This window comes from Akkermansia muciniphila (assembly GCF_018709685.1).
GTDB lineage: Bacteria > Verrucomicrobiota > Verrucomicrobiia > Verrucomicrobiales > Akkermansiaceae > Akkermansia > Akkermansia muciniphila_E.
In genome coordinates, this window is sequence record NZ_JABDHQ010000001.1 from 48,286 (window position 1) to 69,244 (window position 20,959).

Sequence of the window (20,959 nt, forward strand, 5' to 3'; positions counted from 1 at the left end):
TGTACATGCGCCGTCTTCTTTTTCCTCTGTGTTCCGTTATTGCCTTAACGTCTTTTGTTCACGCCCAGTCGCCGGACAGGCACCCCTTGTATGAACCCGCCCTGGTTTCCGCCGGAGCGGCAGGTGATGCGGGCAACCTGTTCTCCGGGGCCAAAGTAACCGCTTCCGGGCATTACGGCAATGACCGTCCGGAACTGGCCGTGGACGGCCAGGCGAACAACGCGGGCAAATACTGGGGCTGTGAGGGCATTCCCGTCTGGCTCCAGATAGACATGGGGAAGCCCCGCACGCTTTCCGCCCTGCATGTCTGGCCGTATTGGGAGGGGGGCCGCATTTACAAATATAAAATAGAAGGTTCCGAAGACGGCAGGAATTGGAAAATGCTGGCGGACCAGTCTTCCAACAGCATTGCCGCCACTTCGGAAGGCGTTCCCTTCAAATTCAATCCCCAGACGGTCCGGTACGTCAAAATCACTTTCCTGGGCAACAGCGCCGGCAATGACAAAGGGGGGCATCTGGTGGAAATCAAGGGTTACGGCCCTGATGCCGCGCTGAACCTGCAAGCCGCAGCGGTGAAGGACTATGACCGCATCCCTTACAGCGGCGCGCCCGGGCAGGAAATGCTTCAGGATGCCGTGCGCCTGTCCGGCTGGAGGGGTGAACGCGCCGGCGGGCAGATTGCCGTCTGGTCTTCCCAGGCGCAGCCCCAGTTGTCCGCTGCCTGCGCCGGGGTAAAAAACGCTGCCGGGCAGGTGATTCCCGTCCGGACCTCCATGATACGCTACACCAAGGGGGGCAACAGGCTCATTTCAGATATCATAGGCAGTGAAAACACCAGCGACCTCCAGGCGGGAGGCGTGCGCCCCGTCTGGGTGGAAGTCAACATTCCCCCGTCCGCCAAACCCGGCGTGTACAAGGGAAAAATAGTGGTTTCCGCTGAAAGCGGCTCTCCCGTGAGCGTTCCCGTAGTTCTGGAAGTGGCTCCGGAATCTCTGCCTGCGCCCGCCAACTGGCAGGTTCACCTGGACCTGTGGCAGCATCCGCAGGCCGTGGCCCGCTGGCATGATGTGGAGCCGTGGTCTCCGGAACATTTCGCGCTGATGAAGCCGGTGATGAAAAGGCTGGCGGACGCCGGGCAGAAAGCCATTACCTGCTCCCTGATTGATGAAGCCTGGAACGCCCAGACTTACGACTGGTTCCCGCCCATGATCGAATGGGTCAAGGACAAAAACGGGACCATGCGCTGGAACTACGCCAACTTTGACAAATGGGTTTCCTTCATGATGAACGAGGTGGGCATCAAGGGCCAGATATCCTGCTACACCATGATTCCGTGGAACATGAAAGTCCGTTATCTGGATGAAGCTACCGGAAAGTACAAGTTCCTGGATCTCAAGCCGGACGATCCTTCCTACGAAGCCATCTGGGGGCCTTTCCTGGCGGATTTCCGCAAGCACGTCAAGAGCAAGGGATGGCTGGAAAAAACCTGCATCGGGCTGGATGAACGGCCGGACGCCATGGTGAAGGCGGCCAAGAACGTGCTGGACAAGTATGCTCCGGAATTCAAGATCGTCTCCGCCGTCAACCGCCCTACCGCCATGACCCGGGACGTGTATGACGTCTCTCCCGTGATCGACCATGCGGGCACAGTCACGGGCGATCTGCTGGCGCAGCGCAAGAAGGAAGGGAAAAAGACGACCTTCTACGTTTGCGTCCATCCCAAAAAGCCCAATACCTTCACCGTTTCCCCGCTGGCGGAGGCGGAATGGCTGCCTCTCTTTGCCGCCGCCAACCATCTGGACGGTTTTCTGAGGTGGGCCTACAATTCCTGGAATCGCAATCCGTTTGAAAAAACGGACTTCGGCAACTGGCCCGCGGGAGACTGCTATCTGGTTTATCCCGGCAACCTCAGTTCCCTGCGGTTTGAAAAACTCCGCGACGGGCTGGAAGAATTTGAAAAGGTCAATATTCTGCGTGCCCGCGCCGCGAAGAACCCGAAGGCGAAAGCCGCCGTGGCCCGCATGGATGAGGAGCTTTCCAAACTTTTCACCGTGGAAAAAAGCCGCGGCGATTCCCACGAGGACGACGTGCGCAAGGCCCGTGAAATCATCCGTAAAACAACGAAAGCCACTAGATGATTTAATAACTTCCGCGTTTTCGATTCTTTATTTTTATAAAAAGCTTGTCTTTGCCTTCAGGTTGCTGGAGGACAACGGGCAAGCTTTATTCATTGTTCTTCCGTTTCTGGGAGCGAGCAGTTTGGGCAGTCCTTTGGACTTTCCGCCCGTAGTGGCAGTATTTATGGAATTTGCTTATTTTCAACAGGATGGAGTAGAGGCACGTATCCTCCGTGTTTAATTCATAAAGTAATGGTTGAATCTCAAAAAACCAATATTTACGATGGCATTCCATAAAAATACTAAATGCAATGAATAACGCAATTTCAGTAAATAACGGTGATTCCCGACATGAAATAAAGATTGAAAACGGGAAGATGGGCTCAACAGGAGCATTAAATCAGAAACATGATCAGGGATATGCGGAAGGCGTCGAATTTAAATATGGATTCATTTCTTCCACGGAAGGAACTTCCGACCGTGCTTCCAGAATCCGGAAATGGTATGCCCTCCGCGGAACAAAAATAGAATACTGGTCTGTAGAAAGTGATCATGTTACATGTGCAGAGCTGGATTCTGACAAAACTTCCGGAGGCATCAAACAAAGAATCATGTTCTTTGAAGACAGGGATTCGTTTAACACTCCGGATTATGCCGCGGGATTTTATGTAATTTCGTGGAAGGACCGGGGCAGGCGCGGTGATGATGGCAACAAGGTTAACAATAGTTACCATGTTAAAGTAACGCTGGGAGACCCGTCGCAGAATACCGGAGAAGTAATCGCCTCGTTGAATGTGAAGGAGGGTGAAATTATCCCGGGGGAATGGAGAGACAGATGTTTGCTGATGCGCCTCAAGCGTTCCCAGGAATTCAATACGGGAAGGGAAGACATATGGCTCTCCATGGAATGTGAGGAAGGCGGAACTTTTGGAACTCTGATTACGGAAGTGGATATTCATCCCGTCACCTTGAAGGCTTTTCCGGCTCCGCTGTTTGGAGTATCGGAAAGATTGGTCGTACCGCAGGAAGATGATCATTCCGATATGCTGGGATATGTGGACGGCAGGAATACTGACACGATTGCATGGATTGATTATGCAGAGACAGGTTCCGGCCAGGAAAGCAGTCCTAGAATGCCTTGTTTGCATTTTGAAATAAAAGGGTTGGATGCCGGGCGTTTTTCCTGGAAAACCAGGCTGACGGTAAGCTACAGCCGCCCGGCGATCCAATATGCAGATGCTCCTGCCGGAACCCGGGATCGCAACCAGGCCGTTTTGGATAAAGATACAGTACATATCCCTTCCATTCCGGAAAATTGGAAAGAACAGCCAGTATCCTTATGGAATATTGCGGAGGATACGGATTGGCTTGAAGAGGTGAATGAAGGCTTTTTTGGAGGAAATGCCAGTCTGGAATTTGAAATTAAATCCAAAAACGGCAACTCCTCCTACACAGGCGCGGATATCTATCGTTTCCGCATCGGAGGGCAGAATCCGGACGATCAAATGTGCACCCGGTATATTCAGTCCTACGTGCTGCAAATGTATCCGGATACTTTAGCCTCCATGGAATGGTGTCTTCCCGCCGTAGGCAAAAGCGAATCATTTGGATATGGCGGCGAGGCGGTTTATTACCCCTTCTCCTGGAGTAATGCCCCGTCATCCTTGTACAATCAATTTTTAGCCGGAGGAAGCAATTACCGGATGGAACCCGGGGCGGAAGGAATTCCGCTTCATAGCCAAGATACCGCCGGCGCCGGCGGTTACGGCATTTTTCAAGTGACGGGAACGGCAGGGGGAGACGGCATATATACCGCCATCCCAAGGGAGCAAATATGGAACTGGCAGAAAAACATTCAGGCAGCCCTTCAAATCATCCTTGTCAAATACAATGAGGCGCACAGGTGGATGCTCCGTCAACTCCAGCAGCAGGAGGCGGAAGCGCCTGAAAATACTCTTCCGGTTTATCGTGCGGCCGATACCAATCCAGGCCAGGGGGTTCCGTACGATTATTCATTTGCGGAAGGAACGGACTGTACTATCGCCCAGCTTTGCACGCTTAAGGCATATAATGGAGCTTCCAAATGTTCCCGGCAGATTAACGAACCCGGCACCAAGGTGCGCTCCCCCGGTTTTCTTTATGATCCCGGAAAAAGCGGCCACTACTGCGCCTGGATGAATACTTCTAGACAATGGTGCATTTCCAGATATAATAGCAATAATTTTGATTATGTGGACAGGGTTCTGTCCCGGGTAAATCAAATTTAGAATGAATGCTTTAATCACAGGATTATGCTTTTTATGCTGCTCTGCCGCCTTGTTAAAGGCGGCAGAGCAGCCGCCTGTTTTTTCCCTTCATTTTTCCCAGCTTCCTTCTTTTCTCCAGTGGAATATTCGCAAACAGGTTTCCAGACAGGGCGATCTTATTGAATCATGGACGGGCTGGAATCCTGCATTAAAGAATTCAGACGGCCCCAACGGCGGCCTTGTTTTTATGCAGGAAATTGATCTTGTGGGAGACAATGGAAAAGAAAGAATTTTCCTGTACCGGAACCCTGAAATAGCTGGAACTCCTCCCCCGCAGGATGAACATGTAAGGTTTATCTGCAATGCGGATAACTCTTATCTTTATACGGTTCCTTCCTTCTGCCTGCACGGGAAGAAAATCGGCAGTGTTTTTCGTGGTGAAGAAGCTTATTATTTTTGTCCTGACAGGTATGTTAACAGGTATCGCTTTACCTATGGATGGAAGCAATGGGAACTGACGGGACAGTATGGCAGGGTATTGGAATGGAGCGGCTGTGAAGAGGACAATCCCAAAGATGGAACCCGCTGGAAAAGCGGCATGGAGCAGACGGAAAGCGTTTATGTAAATACGGGCGTCATTAAGGAAATATGCTCCCTTTCCCCAGGCAGCCGCCGGGTGCCTCTTTCCCAGGAAACCGAGGGTGAAGATCCGTTTGAAACAATAGTAAAAGAAAAGGCCAAATCGCCTGCATCACCTGAACAGGAAAAATTGGCAGAGGACATGCCCTCTGAAACGGTTTGGGTTGTGTCCCTCTTTGAACTTCTTACACAGGATGCTCCCCAGTGGAAATGTTTTAATGCGGTTTCTTTAAAAGAGGCGGAAAAAGAATGGAGAAAAATTTCCGGTCCTGCCCTTGAGCAATCCCGGAAATGGAATCAGAAAGAAGCCGTGCAGGCTATGGATGCGTTTCTTAACGTGGAGAATCCCCAAGGGATAAAAAATTGTCCCTTATTCCAATCTCCAGCTGAAACCGTATTGAAAGTTGATAAAACGCCGCCAGGCAGTCCCATGGGCGGGGGAGAACCGTAAAATGGGAATATCCTTGATTGCGGGCTTGGCGTGTTCATTTGCTGATAGGCTTTCCCCAGCGGGGACATGAGGCCAGAATGGGTACATTCCGCGCACAGAGTTAAGAGGCACTTCCGCATACACTTTCCACGTAAGCAGGCCATTCCCTTCCATGAAGCACAAATGCGCGCCCGGGTTCGTGGCAGTGCAACCGGTGCAGTTTGCCTGCGGCCACCGTTATCATGAAGTAAATGAAGAGGTATTTTACATCATCAGAGGCCATGCCGCCGTGCGTACTCGGGAGGGTGAAAAGAATCTGAAAGAAGGGGATGCGATAGTTCGGAGAGAGCGCACGTTATCCGCAACGGGGCCGTTATGGATAAGCTGGTTTCTCTGGATGTCGGTACCCGCTTCATGCCCGATGTGATGCACTTCCCGGATAAGGTATCCAGAATGGTATGTTCTTCCTCGGGTGTGTACCGTTTCCGGGAATTCTGGGCAGCATCCCTGTTCTGGGGGGTGCTCCCGGCTTTTTCCTGTTGCGGCCTGCGTGCCGTGCCAGCGGAAGGGGATGTCTGAGACCGTTTTTCTTCCCGGCGGATAGCATGAGGGGGTTAGTTTATTCTTTGTCGGGAAGAAAATCCGTACCTATACCTGATATATTCAGACAAATTTCATGTACGGAAATATTGTTTTGCTTGCGTTGTTTTTGTTGTCGTCCATCGTTCCCGGGATGGAGCCGGACACGGCTCATTGCTTTTCTGCAAAGGGGTATTTGATCATAGATTCCCTGCTGTTTGCGGGGTGCTTCTGTTTCCAGCTGGTGATGATTTTCCTCCAGTGCGGGAATCCGTGGAAAGCAGCAGATGCGAAAAACCTTCCCTGAAAAGGTTTCTGCTGTTCCGCGGGTCATGGAGCTTCGGGTACTTTTGGGTATGGGTTCTCGCGGCTGTTACCGTGGGGCAGGCGGTGCATCTGCTGCTGTTCCGGGAGTGGAAGGACGGGTGGCTGTGGATGGATGCGCTGGGGTGCTTGGCGGCCTTCCATCCCTGTTGAATGAATAAAAACGCCCCTGCCGGACGAACCGTGCAGGGGCGTTGAAGTTCAGTGGCCGTACGGTTTATTCCGCGGGCTTGTCGGCGCCCATGTTGGCAATGCTCTGGTACAGGTTCCAGCGGTGCCAGACGTCCTTCTGGGCTTCTTCAAGGAGCTTTTCAAAGCCTTCCTTGTTGGTCTTGGCCAGAAGCTTGAAGCGGTTTTCGCTGAGGAGCACGTCGCGCAGGTCGCCCTTCGGTCCCTTGCCTTCCACAATCAGCGGGCTCTTGCCCTGGAGGGCCAGGTCCGGATTGTAGCGGTAGAGCAGGATGCGGCCTGTGTCCACCCATGCCTTCTGCTGCTGCAGGCCCTTGGCCATGTTGATGCCGTGGGAGATGCAGTGGGAGTAGGCGATGATGATGGCGGGGCCGTCATAGGCTTCCGCTTCCACGAAGGCCTTCAGCGTGTGCTCGTCCTTCGCGCCGAGGGCGACGGAGGCCACGTACACGTTGCCGTAGGTCATGGCCATCAGGCCCAGGTCTTTCTTCACCCCGGGCTTGCCGGTTGTGGCGAACTTGGCCACGGCAGCGCGCGGGGTGGACTTGGAGCACTGGCCGCCGGTGTTGGAGTATACTTCCGTATCCATGACCAGCACCTTCACGTTCTTGCCGCTGGCAAGGATGTGGTCCAGGCCGCCGTAGCCGATGTCATAGGCCCAGCCGTCGCCGCCGAGGATCCAGACGCTCTTGCGGACAAGCTTGTCCGCCATGGTCAGGAGGCGTGCGCATTCCGGCTTGCCGGTGATTCTCTTCTTGAGTTCGGCGACGTTTTCACGCTGCTGTTCGATGTCCGCCTCATCCTTCTGCGGGTTGGTCAGGATCTGGTCAACCAGTTCCTGGCCCACGATCCCGGCGGCGTCACGAAGGAGCTCGATGGCGTGTTCCATCTGCTTGTCCAAGGAGACGCGGAAGCCAAGGCCGAATTCGGCGTTGTCTTCAAAGAGGGAGTTGGACCAGGCCGGTCCGCGTCCTTCCGCATCATGGGACCACGGGGTGGTGGGCAGGTTGCCGCCGTAGATGGAGGAGCAGCCCGTGGCATTGGCGACCACCAGGCGGTTGCCGAAGAGCTGGGAGAGCATCTTCACGTACGGGGTTTCACCGCAGCCGGCGCAGGCGCCGGAGAATTCGAACAGTGGGCGGAGCACCTGCATGGAGCGGATGTTGTCCGTCCTTACCTTGGTGCGGTCCACGTCCGGAAGGCTCATGAAGAAGTCCCAGTTGGCTTCTTCCCTGTCGTGAATCTTCTCGGCGGGAACCATGGTCAGGGCCTTGTGGGTCGGGTCCGTCTTGCTCTTGGCCGGGCAGACGTCGGAGCAGAGCGTGCAGCCCGTGCAGTCGTTCGGGGAGACCTGGATGACGAATTTTTCACCCTTCCAGTCCGGATGCTTGGCATCCAGGGACTCAAAGCTCGCGGGCGCGCTGGAGAGGGCGTCCGGGGCAAAGAACTTGCTGCGGATGGCGGCGTGCGGGCAAACGGCCGTGCACTTGCCGCACTGGATGCAGATGGCGGGGTCCCATTCCGGCAGGTCCAGCGCCAGGTTGCGCTTTTCATACTGGGAAGTGCCGTTCGGGAACGTGCCGTCCACGGGCATCTGGCTGACGGGGATGCTGTCCCCTTCACCGCACATCATTTTGCCGAGGACGTTCTGGACGTAATCCGGAGCGTCTGCGGACATGACGGGGGGAATGGCATGGCCGGTGATGGTCTTGCCGGTGGTGTCCACACGGTGCAGGTTTTCCAGGGTGGCGTCCACGGCGGCGATGTTCTTGTCAACCACTTCCTGGCCCTTCTTGGCGTAGGTCTTGGCAATGGCCTTCTTGATGTAGCCGATGGCTTCGTCAGCGGGAATCACGCCGGCCAGCTTGAAGAAGCAGGTCTGCATGATCATGTTGATGCGGCCGCCCATGCCCGTCTTGCGGGCCACGGAAAAGGCGTCAATCGTGTAAAGCTTGAGGTTCTTGTCCAGAATCTGCTGCTGCATGCGTGCGGGCAGCGTGTCCCACAGCTTGTCCGCGGGGTGCGGGCTGTTCATCAGGAAGGTGGCGCCGTTGGCGGCGTTCTTCAGGAAGTCAAACAGGTTCAGCAGCGTGGGCTGGTGCAGCGCCAGGAAGTTGGCCTTGGTGATCAGGTACGTGGACTTGATCGGGCGCGGACCGAAGCGCAGGTGGGAGATGGTGGAGGAACCGGCCTTCTTGGAGTCGTACACGAAGTAGCCCTGCACATACAGGTTCGTGTGCTGGCCGATGATCTTGATGGCGTCCTTGTTGGCGCCCACGGTGCCGTCGGAACCGAGGCCGAAGAACATGGCGCGCGTCACGTCGTCCGCTTCCGTGGAGTAATCTTCATCGTACGGAATGCTGGTACCCAGCACGTCGTCGTTAATGCCGATGGTGAAGTGGTTCTTGGGGGCGTCCTGTTCCAGGCTGTCATAGATGCCCTTGACCATGGCGGGAGTGAATTCCTTGGAGGAAAGGCCGTAGCGGCCGCCTACCACCTTGGGCATGCCGTTGGTGAAGGAGAGCGTGCCGGAGCCCTGGGCGTCAAAGAGGGCCTGGATGACGTCCTGATGGAGCGGTTCACCCTGGGAACCGGGTTCCTTGGTGCGGTCCAGCACGGCGATCTTTTTGACCGTGGAGGGAAGGGCCTTGATCAGTTCCGCGGCGGGGAAGGGGCGGAACAGGCGCACCTTCAGCACGCCCACCTTGGCGTTTTCACGGGCAATCATGGCTTCCACCGTTTCTTCCACGGCTTCAGCGCCGGAGCCCATCAGGATGATGACGCGTTCAGCGTCCGGGGCGCCGGTGTAGTCCACCAGATGGTAGGAACGGCCCGTGAGGCCTGCAAACCTATCCATGGCCTTCTGCACGATGGCGGGGGTGGCTTCATAGAACTGGTTGACCGTTTCACGGCCCTGGAAGTAAACGTCCGGGTTCTGGGCGGTGCCGCGCAGCACGGGAGCGTCAGGCGTCAGGGCGCGCTCGCGGAAGGAGTCCACCCATTCCTGCTTGATCATGCCGTTCAGCGTGTCGTCCGTGATGTCTGCAATCTTGCCGATTTCATGGGACGTGCGGAAGCCGTCAAAGAAGTTCATGAACGGAACGCGGGATTCCAGCGTGGCGGCGTGGGAAATGGCGGCAAAGTCCGCAGCTTCCTGCGTGGAGGAGCCGCACAGCATGGCCCAGCCGCAGGAGCGGGCGCTCATCACGTCGCTGTGGTCGCCGAAGATGGAGAGGCCCTGGTAGGCCAGGGAACGGGCGGCCACATGGAACACGGCCGGAGTCAGTTCCCCTGCGATCTTGAACATGTTCGGGATCATCAGCAGAAGGCCCTGGGATGCGGTGAAGGTGGTTGCCATGGCTCCGGTCTGGAGAGCGCCGTGGACTGCGCCGGCGGCGCCGCCTTCACTCTGCATTTCCACAACGGAAGGAACGGTGCCCCACAGGTTCTTCCGGTTCACAGCGGACCAGCTTTCAGCTGATTCACCCATGGGAGAGGACGGTGTAATGGGGTAAATGGCAATGACTTCAGAAAAACGATAGGCTACGGAGGCTACGGCTTCGTTAGCGTCAATCGTGCTGTAAGTTACGGTTGTCTGATCACTCATAAGTCTGCACGGATAGTATATAATTGATAAATAAGGTGCGCCTTAACGGAGACAGTTATAACATGTCTGACGCCAAAGGTAAAAGCAATTATGCGTAAACGGGGTTTTGTTGGCTGTTTTTTAATAATAAGACCAGTTTCCCTTCAAATCCTTTGAATATTGGCTCTTGCGTGGTTCTCCGGGGCCGTCCGGAAGCGCCGCTGGCGGTCCTCCGCTCCTGCGGAAGCGTGGCGCCCCGGAAAGGAGGGGTGAACGCATCCCTCTTCAAGGCTCCCGCCCAAAAATGTTCCCCTGCCTGACAATGCACTAGCCAAAACGGAGGCAAGCCTTTAAAATCCCCGCACTATGTCCGAACAACAGCAGGCACATCCGAATACGACGGAATCCGAACTCATTGCCGTGCGCCGCGACAAGCTCGCCAAGATCCGCGAGCTGGGAATAGACCCCTACGGCGCAAGATTTGACGTGACCAACACCCCCGCCGGATTGAAAGCCGATTTCAAGGAAGACAAACAGGAGGCTGTGGCCGGCCGCCTGCTGGCCATTCGCGACATGGGGAAATCCCAGTTTTTCGTCATCGGGGACGTGCGCGGCAAAATCCAGGGGTTCCTGCACAAGAATGAAGTGGATGAAACTACCTGGAAGCTGTGGAAGCTCCTGGACCGCGGGGACTGGATCGGCATCAAGGGCACCACGTTCCTGACCCGCACCGGGGAACCCACCGTGAAGGTTTCCGGCCTGACCATTCTTTCCAAGAGCCTGCGCCCGCTGCCGGACAAGTGGCATGGCCTGGCTGACAAGGAAGTCACGTACCGCAAGCGCCATCTGGACCTCATTGCCAATGAGGAAAGTGCGGCCCTGTTCGTCACGCGCTCCCTCATGATTGCGGAGATGCGCCGCTTTCTCCAGGACCGCGGCTATTTGGAAGTGGAAACCCCCATGCTTCAGGACGTGGCTGGGGGCGCCGCCGCCAAGCCGTTTGAAACCTACCATAACGCGCTGGACATGCCGCTGACGCTCCGCATTGCTCCGGAACTCTTCCTCAAGCGCCTGATGGTGGGCGGCTTCACCAAGATTTTTGAACTCAACCGCAGCTTCCGCAATGAAGGCATCGACCGCCGCCACAACCCGGAATTCACCATGCTGGAAGCCTACTGCGCCTGCGGGGATTTTGAAACCATGGCCAACATGGTGGAAGAGCTCATCTGCCACCTGGCGGAAAAATTCTGCGGAGGCCTCCAGATTGACCACAAGGATGCGGAAGGCAACGTGCTTTACACGATTGACCTCTCCCGCCCCTGGAAGCGTGCCGACTATCAGGACCTGATCCGTGGTGTGGCCGGACAGGACTGGTTTGACATTTCTCCGGAGGAACGCCGGGCCCGCTGTGAAAAGCTGGACGTGGAAATCAGCCCGGATATGAAGGATGTGGACGTCTCCCAGCAGGTATATGAAAAGCTGGTGGAGGAAAAAACCATGAACCCCTGCTTTGTCACCCATGTGGCGAAGGACCTGGTACCCCTGGCCAAGCTGAACCGGGAAAACCCGGACGTGGTGGACGTGTATGAACTGGTAATCAACGGGCAGGAAATTTCCCCCGGTTACTCGGAACTGAACGATCCGGACGTGCAGAAGGAGCGCCTGGAACACCAGGCCGCCGGAGAAACCCAGCGCGTGGATTACGACTTCATTGAAACGCTGGAATACGGCATGCCTTCCGCAGGCGGCATCGGCATCGGCATTGACCGCGTCGTCATGATGCTGACGGGCGCTTCCTCCATCCGTGACGTCCTGCTGTTCCCGCAGCTGAAGCGCAAAGACAGTTAATTTACCCCCTGGCCGCATGGCTCCCCGCACCCCGGATACCCTGGACTGCGCTTCCGCCCAATGGATCGGCAAACGCCGTGAGCAGGAAGACGTGGTTAAAAGCCTTCCCGCCGCCGGCGGGATGCTGGGGATTGTGTGCGACGGCATGGGGGGCCATCTCCGCGGGGACTGCGCCTCCTGCGTGGTGGCGGAGGAATTTGCCGGAGCTTTTGCAGAAAGCGCGGTGGAGGATATTCCGGAACGGCTGACGGAAGCCCTGCATGCCGCCAACCGTGCGCTGGCCTCCATCCAGAAGGAACCGGAGGAATCCGGAACCACGCTGCTGGCCGTCTTCATCCGTGACCGCTCCCTGTGGTGGATCAGCGTGGGGGATTCCCCCCTCTACCTGTGGAGCGGAGCGGACAGCTTCCGCATGGACCGCCTAAATGAAGACCACTCCATGAGGCCGATTGCGGATTGTCTTTACCGGAAGGGGGAAATGTCCCTCCAGGGCGCCCTGCGCCAGCGCTGCGTGCTCCGTTCCGCCGTCATGGGCGGCCCCATGGAGCTGGTGGACATCAGCGCCGTTCCCCTGCTCCTGTACCCCGGGGATGCGGTGCTGGCCTGTTCGGACGGCCTGCAGGTCTGGTGCGAGCTGCTTAGGGAGCCTTCCTTCCTGGCCCTTCAGAAAGCCCGTGACTGTTCCAGCCGGAAGCTGGCGGAAACCATCATGGAGCAGGTCAAGGACATGCTGGAACCCCAGCAGGATAATGCCTCCGTCTGGGCCGCCGTGATGCGGAAGCCGGGGACTGAAGGCAAATAAAACGGTACCGCCGGAGCGTGCCGGGACCGGAAATTGGCGGGGGCCCTGAATATTCCGCGTTTCCGCTGGAACGGGGCGCCGGAAAGAACTGGAGGGGAGATGATTTCCCCATTGTCATTTGACTGGCGGGGGGGTAGAATACCCTCCGCACGACATGATTGCCTGGATAGTTCTCTATATTGCAGCCTCCTACCTGGTTGGAGCGATTCCGTTCGGCTACCTTGCCGGCAGGGTCAGGGGCCTTGACCTGAGGCAGCAGGGGTCCCGCAACATAGGGGCTACCAATGCATGGCGCGTGCTGGGCTGGAAGTGGGGCCTCTCCGTTTTCATCCTGGACTTTTTAAAGGGATTCGTGCCCGTGTTCGGCGCCTTGAACTGGCTGCCGTTTTTGACGGGGGATGCGGGCGGCTGGGATTTCAACGCTGTGGTGGTTCTCGTCTGTTTTGCCGTGGTGCTCGGCCATACCTATACCTGTTTCCTTGGGTTCAGGGGCGGAAAAGGCGTGGCGACAACCGCGGGCGTCTTATTTGCCCTCAATCCGGTGGTGGCCTGTGTGGCCCTGGGCGTGTGGCTGGTGCTCATGGTAATCTCCGGCATCGTGTCGCTGGCCAGCCTGGTCGCTGCCGCGGCGATGATCGCCGCGGGGTGGTGGTCCTACCCGCTTTGCCGGGATGGGGCCGTTTCTCCCCAGATACTTTACGTTGCCTTTTTCACCGTGGTGGGGGCGCTGGTCATTCTCAAGCACCGTTCCAATATCGTGAGGCTTCTCAACGGAACGGAGCACTCCTTCTATTCCAAAAAGTCCAAGTAAGATGATGAATCGGTTACATAAAATAGCAGTCATCGGCGCCGGTTCCTGGGGTACGGCCCTGTCCATGGTTCTGGCCACCCGCGAATGTGAAGTCGTCCTGTGGACGCCGGAAGAAGCGCAGGCCCGCCAGCTTGCGGAAACGAGGCGCAGCCCGGTCCTGTCCGAGACGGCCGCTCCCCTGGCTCCCAACATCCACCCCACATGTGACCTGGAGCAGGTGAGGGATGCGGAACTCATCGTAGTAGTGGTGCCTTCCGTAGCCATGCGTTCCGTGGCGCAGCGGCTGCGCGGCCTCCCGGTACGGCCGGACGCTGTAATCGTCTCCTGCACCAAGGGCATTGAACAGGGCACCCATAAAAGAATGACGGAGATCCTTCAGGAATATCTGCCCTCCAATCCCATAGGCGTGCTTTCCGGCCCCAACCATGCGGAAGACATCTGCCTGGGCCTTCCGTCCGCCTCCCTGATCGGTTTTGAAAACCCCAAGTATGCGGACTGGGTGCAGCAAATCTTCGTTTCCAAAACTTTCCGCGTTTACTCCGCCACGGACATCATCGGGATGCAGCTGGGAGGAACCATTAAGAACGTCTTCGCCATCGGCGCCGGACTGTGCGAGGGGCTGAAGCTGGGGGATAACGCCCAGGCCGCCCTGCTGACCCGCGGCCTGGCGGAAATGACGCGCATCGGCGTAGCCAGCGGAGGCCGCAGGGAAACCTTCATGGGCCTTTCCGGCGTGGGTGATCTCATTGTCACCTGCTATTCCCGCCACTCCCGCAACCAGACGGTGGGCCGGAGGCTGGCGGAAGGGAAAAGCCTCCAGGAAATCCTGGACACCCTGGGCATGGTGGCGGAAGGGGTGCCCAACACGCTCTCCGTCTATGAAATTGCGCGGAAGCTGGGAGTCAGGACGCCCCTGATTGACGCCGTGTATTCCGTTCTTTATGAATCCAAGCCGCCGATGGAAGCGCTTGTGGAGCTCATGACGCGTGACCCGCGGCCGGAATTAGATTGATTTTTTGTTTTTTTGAGTTGCTTTTCCTCGACAAATTGTACTATATAAACAATCAGTATGAAACGTGCCATCATCTCAGCTCTTTTTGCCGCCGGCGCCATCGGTGTCGCCAGTGCGGACATTCAGGCTCCTCCCGCTTCCGAATACACCCCCACCCGCAAGCTGGGCCGCGCCATTGCCAACCTCATTTATTCCGTTGAGGAAATTCCGCTTGGAGTGATCAACTGGACCAGCCGTGAAGGCGACTATGCCGGTTTTTCCGTGGGCATCGTTGATGGCACCGCTACCATGCTTGAACGCATGGGCTACGGCATCTATGAGCTGGTCACGTTCTGGGCCCCCACTTACAAGTGCACGTACAAGCCCCCCTATCAGGGACGTTGCGGCATGAGCGGCCTTAAGGAATACAACCCCAACGGCGGCTTGAGCGAATTCCCGGCGGAACTCAGCTTCCAGAGCTACTACAAGTACTCCCGCCAGCAGCGCGACTAAGGTCCGGCTGTCAAGAATTTCAAAAGGGCTGTCTGCAAGCAAGCGGACGGCCCTTTTTTATATGGTGGATTTGCGTGGCCTTGACAATAGCCGCCATTGACGGAAAAAGGGGGAAAACGTATTCTTCCGTACCGGAAAGGCTTCCATATCATGAATAAAACAGTTGTTTTCATCAGCCTGGGCGCTGCCGTCTGCATGACAGCCCCCGCATTTGCCCAGGACACCCATCTTTCCCTGACCAAACAGAGCGTTGCCAGCATGCATGAAATTACGGCGGCGCTGGACAAGGTGACGGATGAGCCCGGAGCGGCGGACGCCGTGAAAACGGTTAAAAAGGTGCGTGAAAAGCTGGTGGACCTGGGGAAAAGGCAGTTGGAGCTTCCCGGCGCCACGCCGCAGGAACAGGCGCAGATTGCCGCCCAGATGACGGAAGTGCAGAAGATTTCCGGTGAGTTGGTGAAATCCCTGGCCCGCTTGAAAAAAGAAGGCCTGCTCACGCCTGACTTGCAGAAGGCTTTGATGGATTTGCAGTCCGTCCAGACGGAACTGGCGCAGGCCTCCCAGGACAAAGCCGCGCAGGCGGAGCCGTTCCCGAAGGATGCGGAGGGCAACACGCATGAAACCCTGCTGGCTAAAACCGTGGATGAAGTCAAGAAGTTGGATGACTCCCTGTCCAGGGTGAAGGATGAGGAAACCAGCAAGGCCGCCGTAGACCAGATAGGGCATTACCGAACCGCCCTGCTGGACATTGCCAAAAAGCAGGCCGCCCTGCCTCCTCTCACCCGCAACCAGCAGGCCAAGCTGACGGGAGTGCAGCAGCAGCTTGTGGAAATGATGCAGCCCATCGTCAAGCATGTGACGGCCATCATGCTTTCTCCGGATGCCTCCAGGAACCTGAAGGAAGCCCTGAATTCCCTTTCCGAATTGCCCAGGGAAGTTCAGAAAATCCGTGAAGAGGCGGCCAAGTGAACTTTCTGGGGAATACCCCTCTTTTGGACTGGTCAAAAATTATAATTGTTCTAAAGTGGCTGTCCTGAGGAATGCGACCGATTTTTAGTGAAACAGATCTCAATGAACGCCCCTTCCTGGTTTTCTGGGAAGTGACGCGCGCCTGCGCGCTGGCGTGCAAACATTGCCGCGCCGTGGCCCAGCCGCGGCCTCATCCTGATGAATTGACCCATGAGGAAGCCCTGCGCCTGATTGACCAATTGGCGGAGCTGCGCCCTCCCATGCTGGTACTGACGGGCGGGGACCCCGTGATGAGGCCGGACATTCTGGAATTGATCCGCGCGGCGGCGGGAAAGGGGCTGCACGTGGCGTTGAGCCCCGCCGCTACCGCCCGGCTGCTGCATGCGGACTTCCATGCCTTGAAGGAGGCCGGGGTCCAAAGCATGTCCCTGAGCCTGGACGGTGCGCATGAGGCTACGCATGACGCCTTCCGCGGCGTTCGCCACACGTATGAACGGACCCTGCGCGCGGCGGAAATGGCGAAGGAGGCGGGCATGCACCTGCAAATCAACACCACCATCACCAGAAGCACCCTGGGTGAGTTTGACGACTTTGTGGAGCTGATGAAGAAGATGGAGCCGGGCATGTGGAGCGTGTTCCTGCTGGTGCCCACGGGCCGCGCCGCCATGGATGAAATGCCCACGGCGGAAGAAGTGGAGGCCGTCTGGGAAAAACTCAGCAAGGTGAGCCGTGAAGTCACTTTCGGCGTCAAGACCACGGAAGGGCACCATTACCGCCGTGTGGCCCTTCAGGAAGCCCGCGCGCAGGGGAGCAAGCCTGCGCGCCGCGCCATCCCTACCCGGGACGGCAAGGGAATCATGTTCATCTCCCATACCGGGGAAATCCAGCCCTCTGGCTTCCTTCCCGTTACGGCGGGAAACGTCCGGACGGACGACCCCGGAGAAATCTACCGCACGCACCCCCTTTTCCTCAAACTCCGGGACGACAACGCGCTGCAGGGCAAATGCGGCCGGTGCGAGTACCGCACCGTCTGCGGCGGCTCCCGTTCCCGCGCCTATGCCGTTTACGGAGACATGATGGCGGAAGACAACCTCTGCCCCTACCAGCCCAGGCTTTCACAACACCATGATTAATATTACCAGACTTTGGACAGGGGCGGAACAGCCCGCGGACCATTTGAGATACGGGCAGGGCCACGGGCACGGCCGCTCTGCGGGAGGCGCCGTGGAATCCTGCGCTCCGGCATCTTCCCGCGTCCGGAAGCCCATTGTGGTCTGGAATATCACGCGCACCTGCAACCTCAAGTGCGTGCATTGCTATGCGGACGCCTCCGCCAGGAAATTTGAAGGGGAGCTGGACTGGGACCAGTGCTGTGCGGTCATTGACGATCTGGCGGACTACAAGGTGAACGCCCTGCTGTTCTCCGGAGGGGAGCCGCTGGTGCATCCGCGCTTCATGGAGCTGCTGGAACGCGCTACCGGAAAAGGGCTGAAGGTGACCATCTCCACGAACGGAACCCGCATTACGCCGGAAGCCGCCGCGCGGTTCAAGGAACTGGGCGTGGCGTACGTAGGCATTTCCCTGGACGGCATCGGCGCCGTCCATGACAAGTTCCGCGGAGTGGAAGGCTCCTTTGAACAGGCGGTGCGCGGTTTCAAGCTCTGCAGTGAAGTGGGGCAGAAGACGGGCCTGCGCCTGACGCTGACCCGCAACAACGTGCAGTGCATGGAGCAGATTCTGGACTTCATTGACGCCAATGACATCCAGCGTGTCTGCTTTTACCATCTGGTTCCCACGGGCCGTGGCGTGGAGGTGCAGACCCTGACGCAGGAAGAGGCGCGCCATGCCATGGACACCCTGATCGCCCGCGTGGAGCAATGGAAGGCGGAGGGCAAGAACCGTGAAGTGCTGACCGTTACCCAGCCCGCGGACGGCATTTACCTGCTGCTGCGCCAGCTCCGGGAAGGTTCCCCGCTGGCCAAGGACACGCTGAACCTGCTCCAGTGGAACGGCGGCGGGGCGAACAGCTCCGGCCGCGGCATTGCCAACATTGACACCCAGGGCACCGTGCATCCGGACCAGTTCTGGCAGTCCGTCACGCTGGGCAATGTGAAGGCCAACCTGTTTTCCGACCTTTGGGACGCCAAGGCGGGCGCTGCGGCGGACATGCTGCCTGAACTGCGCGGGTCCGACGACCCCCTGGAACGGCAGAAAAAGATTGAAGGCCGCTGCGGCCGCTGCGTGCACTTTGCCCTGTGCGGGGGCGGCTTCCGCACCCGTGCCGCGTTCGCCAACGGGCACTGGTACGGGTCCGACCCCGGCTGCTACCTGACGGAAGAGGAAATTTCCACCCCTCTGCCGGAAGCCGACTGATTCCGCGCAAGGCTTTGCCCGGCACAGCCAGGGATGCCCCATGCTGCACTGCGTATAGGGAGAAAACCGCGCTTTTCCCTGCTTTACAAGGCACGCGGCATGGCATAGCATCCCTGCATCATGAGTCAGGAACTGAGACCGGAAACGCTGTGCGTGCAGGCGGGCTGGACCCCCAAAAAGGGAGAACCCCGCGTATTGCCCATTTACCAGAGCACCACGTTCAAGTATGAAACCAGCGAGCAAATGGCCAAATTGTTCGATCTGGAAGAAGCCGGATTCTTTTACACGCGCCTTCAGAATCCCACCAATGAAGCGGTTGCCAGAAAAATCGCGGAGTTGGAAGGCGGCGTGGCCGCCATCCTGACCTCCTCCGGACAGGCGGCTTCCTTCTTTGCCGTTTTCAACATCTGCGAGGCCGGAGACCACATCGTCAGCGCCGCTTCCATTTACGGGGGGACGTACAACCTTTTTGCCGTCACTTTCCGCAAGATGGGCATAGAAGTCACCTTTGTGGATCAGGACGCCCCGGCGGAGGAAATAGCCAAGGCCTTCCGCCCTAATACGAAAGCCCTGTTTGCGGAAACCATTTCCAATCCCACGCTCTGTGTGCTGGACATCCGCAAGATGGCGGACATCGCCCATGCGCACGGCGTTCCCCTGATCGTGGACAATACCTTCGCCACGCCTATCAACTGCCGTCCCTTTGAATGGGGCGCGGACATTATCACCCACTCCACCACCAAGTATATGGACGGCCATGCCACGGCAGTGGGCGGAGCCATTGTGGACAGCGGCAACTTTGACTGGGAAGCCCACAGGGACAAATTCCCGGGCCTGACGGAGCCGGACCCCTCCTATCACGGGCTTTCCTACAGCAAGAGCTTCGGCAAGGGCGCCTACATTACCAAGGCGACCGTCCAGCTCATGCGCGACCTGGGTTCCATCCAGTCCCCGCAGAACGCCTTCCTGCTCAACCTGGGCCTGGAAACCCTGCACCTGCGCGTGCCCCGTCACTGTGAAAACGCGCAAAAGGTGGCGGAATTCCTGGAAAGCCGGGAGGAAGTGGCCTGGATCAACTATCCGGGCCTGCCGTCCAACAAGTATCATGACCTGGCGCAGAAGCAATTCCGCTGCGGGCAATCCTGCGGGGTGGTCACCTTCGGTATCCGGGGCGGCCGTGACCGCGCCATCAAATTCATGGACAGCCTGAAACTGGCCGCCATCGTCACCCATGTGGCGGACTCCCGCACCTGCGTTCTCCATCCCGCCAGCCATACGCACCGCCAGTTGACGGATGAACAGCTCATGGAAGCGGGCGTCCGGCCCGACCTCATCCGTTTTTCCGTAGGGACGGAAGCCGCGGAAGACATTATTGCAGACCTTGGCCAGGCTCTGGAAGCCATCCGTTAAACCGGTCTTTCCTTTCTCGTACGAGCAGCCGTTCCGCGGGCATCTCCGCGGAACGGCTGCTCTGTGTGTGGTATGGGGAAGGCCGGGATGGCACGGAGTGTGGAATGCCTCCGGAAAAACCATTTCCCGGAGCAGGGGCCTCCCCTCCCTTGTAAAAACCTGCGGAAACTCCGCAGAAAAATAACTTCATTTCATTTTCCCCTTATTCCAAAGCTTAATTCCACGTAAAATAGGTATTTTAATAGGGTTATAAAGAAAAATCCAGCAAGGGCGCGTTCCGGGAAACGCTTCGGCCTTTCAACCTCAAGAAGATGCGCCAGATTTCAGAAAAAGCGGAAAATTCAAAGACTTTTCTTCTTAATTGTAAATTGACATAACATAATAAATTTATTATGGTGTGTAGCTTATGAAAAGTAGATATTGTGCTGTATTAATAAGCTGCGCCAGCGTGCTGGCCGCCAATGCCGCTACCATTACTGCTGAACTGCCTGAATCGGCCAATTTGCCACAAACGGCAACCATGGCGCCGCAGACGGGGAACCAGCTTCTGGATAAGGTAAGGACCCGCGGGTTTGGCGTCTATGCGGGAGGCAATAACAACAGCCTGGCCAACTGGCCCCAAAATGGAGAAGGAACCTGGATCAGCAACGAGAACGTCGGCTCCATCATCCTGTGCGGCAGGAGCGGCGTGGCCGGAGACTCCTTTGCCATGGTGCTGCGGGGCCCGGAGCAGGGAGACCTTGTCTCCTCCATCGTTTTTTCCTGTGATACGCCAGCCTCCGTCATCACCAGCTACGTCATGGTTCTGGCGGTTTATGACTCCGCCGGAACGCTTGTCCAGGACCTCTCCGCCATGGAAAGTTTTACCTTTAATTCCACCTCCGGGACGACGGCCGTCTCCCTGAACATGGCGGATGCCCCTCTGGCGTGGGGAGAGGGTTACAAGGTAGTTGCAGGAGTGCGCGGCGGTGCCGGGCCCGCCACCTCCCCTTACACGCTCTCCAACATCCAGGTGGCCTATGAGATTGTTCCGGAACCGGGTTCCGTCTCCCTGGGAATGTTGGGCCTGGGCGCGCTGGCCGTACGGAGGTACCGGAGCCGGTGAACAGCCATTCCGCCAACCGGGAGGGAA

General features: G+C 57.5%; 15 protein-coding genes. 13 read left to right on the plus strand and 2 right to left on the minus strand.

Annotation, left to right across the window (positions count from 1 at the left end):
- The first annotated feature begins 86 nt into the window (after nucleotides 1-86).
- The 3 genes from HHJ06_RS00160 (at nucleotide 87) to HHJ06_RS00170 (ending at nucleotide 5,453) form a co-directional block, all read left to right on the plus strand.
- The gene (locus HHJ06_RS00160) at nucleotides 87-2,138 is read left to right on the plus strand and encodes a glycoside hydrolase domain-containing protein (protein WP_215426789.1); all 2,052 of its coding nucleotides are present in this window, start codon (nucleotides 87-89) and stop codon (nucleotides 2,136-2,138) included.
- Nucleotides 2,139-2,428: 290 nt separating this feature from the next.
- Nucleotides 2,429-4,384, plus strand: coding sequence for a hypothetical protein (locus tag HHJ06_RS00165; RefSeq protein WP_215426790.1), 1,956 nt, complete (start codon nucleotides 2,429-2,431; stop codon nucleotides 4,382-4,384).
- A 1-nt stretch (nucleotide 4,385) separates the two neighbouring features.
- Nucleotides 4,386-5,453, plus strand: a complete 1,068-nt coding sequence (locus HHJ06_RS00170; RefSeq protein WP_215426791.1) for a hypothetical protein — start codon at nucleotides 4,386-4,388, stop codon at nucleotides 5,451-5,453.
- 598 nt (nucleotides 5,454-6,051) lie between these two features.
- Here the strand turns inward: HHJ06_RS00170 and HHJ06_RS00180 are convergent.
- Both HHJ06_RS00180 and nifJ read right to left on the minus strand, forming a co-directional pair.
- Nucleotides 6,052-6,345, minus strand: coding sequence for a hypothetical protein (locus tag HHJ06_RS00180; RefSeq protein WP_215426793.1), 294 nt, complete (start codon nucleotides 6,343-6,345; stop codon nucleotides 6,052-6,054).
- 207 nt (nucleotides 6,346-6,552) lie between these two features.
- The gene (gene nifJ / locus HHJ06_RS00185) at nucleotides 6,553-10,131 is read right to left on the minus strand and encodes a pyruvate:ferredoxin (flavodoxin) oxidoreductase (protein WP_215426794.1); all 3,579 of its coding nucleotides are present in this window, start codon (nucleotides 10,129-10,131) and stop codon (nucleotides 6,553-6,555) included.
- Nucleotides 10,132-10,476: 345 nt separating this feature from the next.
- Here nifJ and lysS point away from each other — a divergent pair, with 345 nt between their 5' ends.
- The 10 genes from lysS (at nucleotide 10,477) to HHJ06_RS00235 (ending at nucleotide 20,932) form a co-directional block, all read left to right on the plus strand.
- The gene (gene lysS / locus HHJ06_RS00190; RefSeq protein ID WP_215426795.1) at nucleotides 10,477-11,958 is read left to right on the plus strand and encodes a lysine--tRNA ligase; all 1,482 of its coding nucleotides are present in this window, start codon (nucleotides 10,477-10,479) and stop codon (nucleotides 11,956-11,958) included.
- A 16-nt stretch (nucleotides 11,959-11,974) separates the two neighbouring features.
- Nucleotides 11,975-12,760 carry a PP2C family protein-serine/threonine phosphatase gene (locus tag HHJ06_RS00195; RefSeq protein ID WP_215426796.1) on the plus strand — a complete coding sequence of 262 codons (786 nt, stop codon included), beginning with the start codon at nucleotides 11,975-11,977 and terminating at the stop codon, nucleotides 12,758-12,760.
- A gap of 154 nt (nucleotides 12,761-12,914) precedes the next feature.
- Complete coding sequence (gene plsY, locus HHJ06_RS00200) at nucleotides 12,915-13,571, plus strand: glycerol-3-phosphate 1-O-acyltransferase PlsY (RefSeq protein WP_215426797.1); 657 nt, start codon at nucleotides 12,915-12,917, stop codon at nucleotides 13,569-13,571.
- Nucleotide 13,572: 1 nt separating this feature from the next.
- Complete coding sequence (locus tag HHJ06_RS00205) at nucleotides 13,573-14,583, plus strand: NAD(P)H-dependent glycerol-3-phosphate dehydrogenase (protein ID WP_215426798.1); 1,011 nt, start codon at nucleotides 13,573-13,575, stop codon at nucleotides 14,581-14,583.
- 57 nt (nucleotides 14,584-14,640) lie between these two features.
- The gene (locus tag HHJ06_RS00210; protein ID WP_102712942.1) at nucleotides 14,641-15,075 is read left to right on the plus strand and encodes an exosortase system-associated protein, TIGR04073 family; all 435 of its coding nucleotides are present in this window, start codon (nucleotides 14,641-14,643) and stop codon (nucleotides 15,073-15,075) included.
- A gap of 150 nt (nucleotides 15,076-15,225) precedes the next feature.
- Nucleotides 15,226-16,044, plus strand: a complete 819-nt coding sequence (locus tag HHJ06_RS00215; protein ID WP_215426799.1) for a hypothetical protein — start codon at nucleotides 15,226-15,228, stop codon at nucleotides 16,042-16,044.
- Nucleotides 16,045-16,115: 71 nt separating this feature from the next.
- Entirely contained in the window at nucleotides 16,116-17,177 is a 1,062-nt protein-coding gene (locus tag HHJ06_RS00220; RefSeq protein WP_215426800.1) for a radical SAM protein, read from the plus strand.
- On the plus strand, nucleotides 17,170-18,417 hold the full coding sequence (locus HHJ06_RS00225; RefSeq protein ID WP_215426801.1) for a radical SAM protein: 1,248 nt from the start codon (nucleotides 17,170-17,172) through the stop codon (nucleotides 18,415-18,417). The genes HHJ06_RS00220 and HHJ06_RS00225 overlap by 8 nt, the downstream gene beginning before the upstream one ends.
- A gap of 120 nt (nucleotides 18,418-18,537) precedes the next feature.
- A complete protein-coding gene (locus HHJ06_RS00230) occupies nucleotides 18,538-19,827 on the plus strand; it encodes an O-acetylhomoserine aminocarboxypropyltransferase/cysteine synthase family protein (protein ID WP_215426802.1) in 1,290 nt (429 codons plus the stop codon).
- A gap of 406 nt (nucleotides 19,828-20,233) precedes the next feature.
- Entirely contained in the window at nucleotides 20,234-20,932 is a 699-nt protein-coding gene (locus tag HHJ06_RS00235) for a PEP-CTERM sorting domain-containing protein (protein ID WP_215426803.1), read from the plus strand.
- Nucleotides 20,933-20,959: the final 27 nt, after the last annotated feature.